We start from the raw sequence: 6,031 nt of genomic DNA, 5'->3' as shown, positions 1-6,031 counted from the left end.
GGCGGATACGGGTCCATTGAAATCACGGCGATGACAACGGATGCCGGCCAAGACTTGCTGCCCGGCAAAAAATTCGTGCAGCCGGACGACGGCAACGAACATGACCGGACATTAATGATGGTTAGCTTAAACCGTCCCGTGCCGCCCAAAGGGAAAATTACGCTGCGGTTTCAGTATGTCGTGAATATGCCCAAGGTTTTTGCCCGCATGGGCTACGCGGGAAACTTTTTCATGGCGGCGCAATGGTTCCCCAAGATGAGCGTCTATGAGCCGGCCGGAACGCGCAACCGCAAGGAAGACGGCTGGAATTTGCACCAATACCACGGCAATTCCGAGTTTTATGCCGATTTCGGCATCTACGACGTGGCGATCACCGTCCCGCAAACATTTACGGTCGCCGCGACCGGGTTTCCCACAAAGATATCGCGGACGAAAGACGGATGGAAAACGTACCGGTTTTATGCCGACGACGTGCATGATTTTGCCTGGGCGGCTTCCCCCGATTTCATCTATGCGGAACAGCCTTTCTCCGCTCCGGGCGTGCCCGGGGTAAAAATCAAGCTGTATCTGGATCCGCGGCACAAGCTTTTGCGGGACCGTTATTTTGCCGTGGTTAAAAAGTCATTGGCGGATTACAGCCAATGGTACGGCGAATACCCGTACTCGACGCTGTCCGTCGTTGTGCCCCCCGCGCAGGCCAACGGCGCCGGCGGCATGGAGTATCCCACCCTTATAACCGCCTGGGGCGCGGATGACGAGAAGCCCGATCTCGAGCTGGAGCGGGTCGTTGCGCACGAAATCGGGCATCAGTATTTTTATGGCATGGTGGCGACCAACGAGTTTGAAGAAGCATGGCTGGACGAAGGGTTCACGTCTTATATCGAAGCGAAGGTAATGGAAAAAGAGTTCAACGTACGGCCCAATTTTCCGCTGGAAGCAAGTTATATGACAACGCCGCGCGCGCTTAATTTGAACGCCTGGCAATACAAGCGCCACGGCGACTATGCGGATAATGTGTACATCAGGGCAAAACTGGTGCTTGCGGCAATTGAGCGGGAAATCGGCGGCGAAAACATGCGGCGGGTGCTCAGGGCGTATTTCCAACGCTACAAATTCCGCCATCCTTCCACCTCGGATTTCCTTGCCGTGCTCGAGCAAGTAACCGGCAAACAATGGGACGACTTCTTTAAAACGTACGTTTATGGCGGCACGATGACGGATGTTTCCGTTGACGGCATACAAATCACGACACGCCTGGAAAACGGCGCTTACATATATGACAGCGCGGTGCTTGTGACCAAGCGTGCGGGCGACTTGCGGCAGGTGCCTGTGCTCATCCGTTTTGCCGACGGAACGATGACGACAAAAAACTTCGACGCAAGCAAAAACAACCGCGCGATTTTGCGGTTCACCGGCACCGCGCCGGTAGAATGGGCGATGGTCGACCCCAATTACTCGCTTGTGCTGGAAAACAAACATATCAACAATTTTTTTCAAACAAAAATCGATCCTGAACAGAAAAATCGTTTCAGCATCGGCATCGCCAAATTAATCGAAACCTTGCTGCAAGGGATCGCATGGTGAGGTGTACGGCATGGGTTATTTAAAACTGGGCTGGAAAACAACGAAAAAACATTCCATGCTCATCCTTGGTCTATATGTGTATGAATTTGCCTGGGCTTTTCTCTTGCTGAAGGTGGTTCGGGATTCGGTTATACCGCTTTTGCATCGTTTCCCCAGCGGATTGTCGGAGTATGCAAGCCGGTTGTTTTGGGCGGAAGGCGAGTTTGTGCTGACCAGGACAACCGCGGCCAACCATTATTTGCTGCTGTTGCTCGCACTTGTGTTGCTGCGCATGGGCTTGACGCCGTTTATCCGCGCCGGGCTTTTTCACGCCGTGCACCAGGCGGAAAAGCGGGCGGCCGGGTGGCGCTTTTTCCCCGGAATCCGCAAGCTCGGCAAGCCATTTGCGATGATCTATGGAGCGCAGATGATCCTGACGATCGGCCCGCTTGTGTGGCTTTATTTCCGTTTTGCGCCGGCAGTCATGCGCGCGGAGCAATGGTCCGCGCTGCTGCCAAAGCTGTTGCCTTATGTGGCGGGATTTTTGCTGTACGCCGCGCTCATCCAGCTTCTGGCCACCCTTGTGCAATTAGGCAAAACGACCGGCCACGGGCCGATGCTTACGGTAATGGTTTTGCTCCGCTGCGCTCATATTGCCGCCGCTATCGCCGCGGTGATCGCGCTTGTTTCCATTTTTGCGTACGCGCTGATCTCCGCCACCTCTTATGTATGGGCGGGGCTTTTCGCCATCATCGCGCATTTTGCCCACCAGTTGGTCAGAATCGTGCTCAATGTGTGGAGGCTGTCGGCACAATACCACATCTGGAGCAAATATGTGCGGTAAAAGTTCGGGCGCGCTTTGACAAGCGACGGGGGCATCATCGGCAAATTACGCGGGAAAACGATGCGGACCGTTATGTCACCGTCCGGCGCATAATGGATTATGCGGCATTCGCCAAGCGAAAGCGAACCGGAGTTAGAAAACATCGCGAAGAGCGGCCAACAAATGAAACTAATCAAGCTCAGCTGTTCCTGAACGGTTGAGCGGTTTATTTTCCGGCGTAAAACAACAGGTAATCTGCCAGGTGCTTTGTCCAATACTCCGCATCGTGGCCGCCCGGCGCATGATGGTATTCCGATTTCACATTTTTGTTTTGCAGTTTGTTATAAAGCGCTTCCGCGCCTTGATAGAATTTGTAGCTGTCCTCGTCCCCGCAATCAAGATAGACGGACAAACCTTGTAAATTTTGCGTTTCCGCCAACAATAAAGGATCTCTTTGCCTGCGAACCTCATCGGTAGGATATAGAAAACCTTTCAACCCGCTTGTCGTCGACCAATCATCATCTACAACGGCGGGGCTGTGGCCGCCCACTTTACTGTACAAATCCGGATGCTGAAATGCGTTATACAGCGCGGCCCAGCCGCCCATGGACACGCCGCCGATATAACGGCCTACTCTTTCGGCTACACTATTAAAATGACTATCTACATATTGTACAAGATCGTTCACAATGTAGTCGCCGTATTTCCCCATATAGGAATTAAAACCGTAACTGTTGTCAATTTGCGGCGAAACGATCATCAGCGGCTCAATCTTTCCTTCGTAAAGCAACTGATCCGCCACTTTGTCCGCGCCCAACTCCGGAACCCATTGGTCTTCGTTCTCGGTATATCCGTGGAGCAAATACAAAACCGGATACTTGTGGTCTGTACGATATCCTTTGGGCAAATAAATATTGAAGCGCATGTCTTTGTCCAGGGATTCGCTGTGAAACGTTACTTTTTGCACATTCGGTTCCGCCGTCACAACTTTGGCCTGAATGGATTCAACGGGTTGCGGAGCGGCGGCGCTCATTGACCGGTCCCCGCTGCCGCAGCCCGTCAAGATAGCGCCGGGAAGCAGAATGAAAAACCAAAGCCTATAACCAAATTTCATCCGATTACACCCTTTCGCGAATCATCATCGTTCATTTCAATAAAACGCATTTATTCTTCCCATCATTATAGCCCGGCGGCATTAGCGGATACATTGCAAATTGACACGAATTTCGTGCTCATATAAAACGGGTTGCATACTGTTGCTGTTTTGTGGCATAATATGGAAACCGAACATAATCAAGTCAAGTGGCAAAGTATGCCCCGCTTCCTTCCGATGTTGGATTGGACACGGGGACTTTTCTTTTTGAAGAATATGGAGTGATGGAGGTTGGCGAATGAGTTTGCAAGCTGAACACGACAAATGGATGCAAGATCATCTAAGGCGAAGAAGCGGGGAACGGCTTGATGCGCTTAAACGCGGACACGGTTACGGAAACCAGTTGTTCATAAAGCAAATCTGGTGGCCGCTGGTTGGTCATTTCCACGGTTTGCATCCTGAATATGAAGTGAGGGATTGGCGAGGAAGGTCGTACTTTGTCGATTTCATGTGGATAATCGGGACGGTGCGCAATGCGTTTGAAATTATGGATTTTGGCTCGCACGGGACGGATCGGACGAAATATCGAATGGATTTGAATCGCGGGCTATTTCTTCAGTCGCAAGGCTGTACGGTTTTCTATATTTCTTTGGATGAGTTAAAAGAGAATCCATCATTTATCCTTTTTGCGTTAAAAAACAGCCTGTCATCGTATTTGTCGGTTGAGGGCGGGACAGCAAATATGGTTGGAAGGCAATTTTCAAAAATCGAGCGGAATCTGATGCAGGCGGCCATTCGCCACAATCGAATCCTTCGCCCTGCCGAAGCGGCAAGGGAGTTTGAACTGCACATCCAGACGGTTATCAAATACTGCCGCATGCTGGTGGAAAAAGGCAAGTTTCGGCCTGTGGCAAAAGGAGCCTCGCAGCGTATAACTTCCTACGAATATGTGGGCTCCATCCAAAGCCCCGATTTGGTCTGACTTAAAGCGCTTATTACGCTCATTACGCTCATTGCGATTATATGTGAAAAGTCATATATATTTTGTCCAAAACAGGCCATTTTGAGAAATATATATGAAAAACCACATACATTTTAGCTTTAGGAGCCGAATTGGCCAAATTATATATGAAAATTCATATATAATTCCTATTTTTAACGGTTTTTTGATAATTATATGTGAAAAATCATACAGATTAGCGGCGCCGCGGCTTCATACTACCGCGCACTATGGTTCCGAACTATTTACGCGTTGCCGCATGAGCGGGAGTCGCAACCTCGAACCAGCGCCCGACACGCATCGCAGCCTCGAACCTGCATCCGGCACGTGACACTACCCTAGACCTACGCCCGACACATGACACAACCCCAAACCTACGACACGTGCTGCAGGCCCAAACCTACTTCCGATACGAAACAAAGTCCCAAACCCGCTGTCGGCGCGGACTCTGAGCTTATGTCGCCCACACGGAATTCAACACGCAACTCAAACCTACATCTGAGGCGGCCGCCCGGCTCCTACTCTTCCCCTGTCGCGATCGGATTGTCCTTGTACGAGCACCAATCGCTCCAGCTGCCGCCGTAAAGCTTGACGTTCCTGAACCCCGCGTCAATCAGCGCGATCACGTTGGGGCAGGCGGTTACACCGGAACCGCAGTAGACGACCACTTCTTTATCGGGGGCAATCGCGCCAAATCTCGCCTGTTGCTCCGCGGGCGTTTTCCAGCTGCCGTCCGGACGCAATCCTTCTTTCCAAAAGGCATTCTTCGCCCCGGGAATATGCCCCGCCACCGGATCAATCGGCTCGGCCTCCCCCCGATATCTCGCGCCATCCCGGGAGTCGAGCAACACAACATCGTCTCGGTGCAAACGTTCCTTTACCTCGCGCATCGATAGCAGCATGTCCGGGCGCACATTTGCGGCAAACGCCTTGGCAGGATGCGGCTCGACATCCCGCGTCACGGGATATCCGGCCCGCTTCCAGGCGGAAAAGCCTTGTTCCAGCACCGCTACCGCATCATGCCCGACATATTTCAGCATCCACCATAGCCGCGAGGCGAACGCCCCGCCTTGGTCGTCATAGGCGACGACGACCGTATCATTGCCGATCCCCGCTTGCCCAAACAGCCTGGCCAGTGAATCGGCCGCGGGCAAAGGGTGCCTGCCGCCATGTTCGCCAACGGGACCTGACAAGTCGCGTTCCAGATGCATATAGACGGCTCCGGGAATATGCCCGTCATCGTAAGCCGCTTTCCCCGCCGCGGGATCGGCCAGATCGAAACGGCAGTCGACAATAACCGGCTTGTCGCCATCACTGGCCAATTTGGCTGCCAGCCACGCGATTGGAACCACATTTTGCATCGAATTTTCTCCTCCTGAAGCCTTTCTGGCAGAACGCGAAATCGTCGGCCCGGTTCGCTGGCCCGGTTCGTCTGTCTTGTCGGCCCTCGACCGACGGTTAAGACTGCCCGAATCCCGATCGTCTGTTGCATCGCGCTCCTAAATATGTTTCCATTATACCACAACGATTGTGCGCCAAAGGCACATCCAAC

The 6,031-nt window shown here is 52.5% G+C and carries 5 protein-coding genes; 3 read left to right on the top strand and 2 right to left on the bottom strand.

Annotated features, from left to right (window positions below; translation table 11 throughout):
* Nucleotides 1-1,584: M1 family metallopeptidase (locus VF260_07480; protein HEX7057021.1), on the top strand; the 1,584-nt coding region annotated here is incomplete at its 5' end.
* Nucleotides 1,585-1,594: 10 nt separating this feature from the next.
* On the top strand, nt 1,595-2,407 hold the full coding sequence (locus VF260_07475) for a hypothetical protein (protein ID HEX7057020.1): 813 nt from the start codon (nt 1,595-1,597) through the stop codon (nt 2,405-2,407).
* Between the two features lie 205 nt (nt 2,408-2,612).
* Here VF260_07475 and VF260_07470 read toward each other — a convergent pair whose 3' ends face one another.
* Complete coding sequence (locus VF260_07470) at nt 2,613-3,500, bottom strand: alpha/beta hydrolase-fold protein (protein HEX7057019.1); 888 nt, start codon at nt 3,498-3,500, stop codon at nt 2,613-2,615.
* Between the two features lie 277 nt (nt 3,501-3,777).
* Here VF260_07470 and VF260_07465 point away from each other — a divergent pair, with 277 nt between their 5' ends.
* Nucleotides 3,778-4,461, top strand: a complete 684-nt coding sequence (locus VF260_07465; protein ID HEX7057018.1) for a hypothetical protein — start codon at nt 3,778-3,780, stop codon at nt 4,459-4,461.
* A 536-nt stretch (nt 4,462-4,997) separates the two neighbouring features.
* On the opposite strand, the gene VF260_07460 is transcribed toward VF260_07465, so the two are convergent.
* Entirely contained in the window at nt 4,998-5,840 is an 843-nt protein-coding gene (locus VF260_07460; GenBank protein HEX7057017.1) for a sulfurtransferase, read from the bottom strand.
* Nucleotides 5,841-6,031 lie beyond the last annotated feature (191 nt).

This window comes from Bacilli bacterium (assembly GCA_036381315.1).
Lineage (GTDB): Bacteria > Bacillota > Bacilli > Paenibacillales > KCTC-25726 > DASVDB01.
The sequence above is the reverse complement of the archived record's forward strand: the minus strand, read 5'-3'. Positions and strand labels throughout refer to the sequence as shown.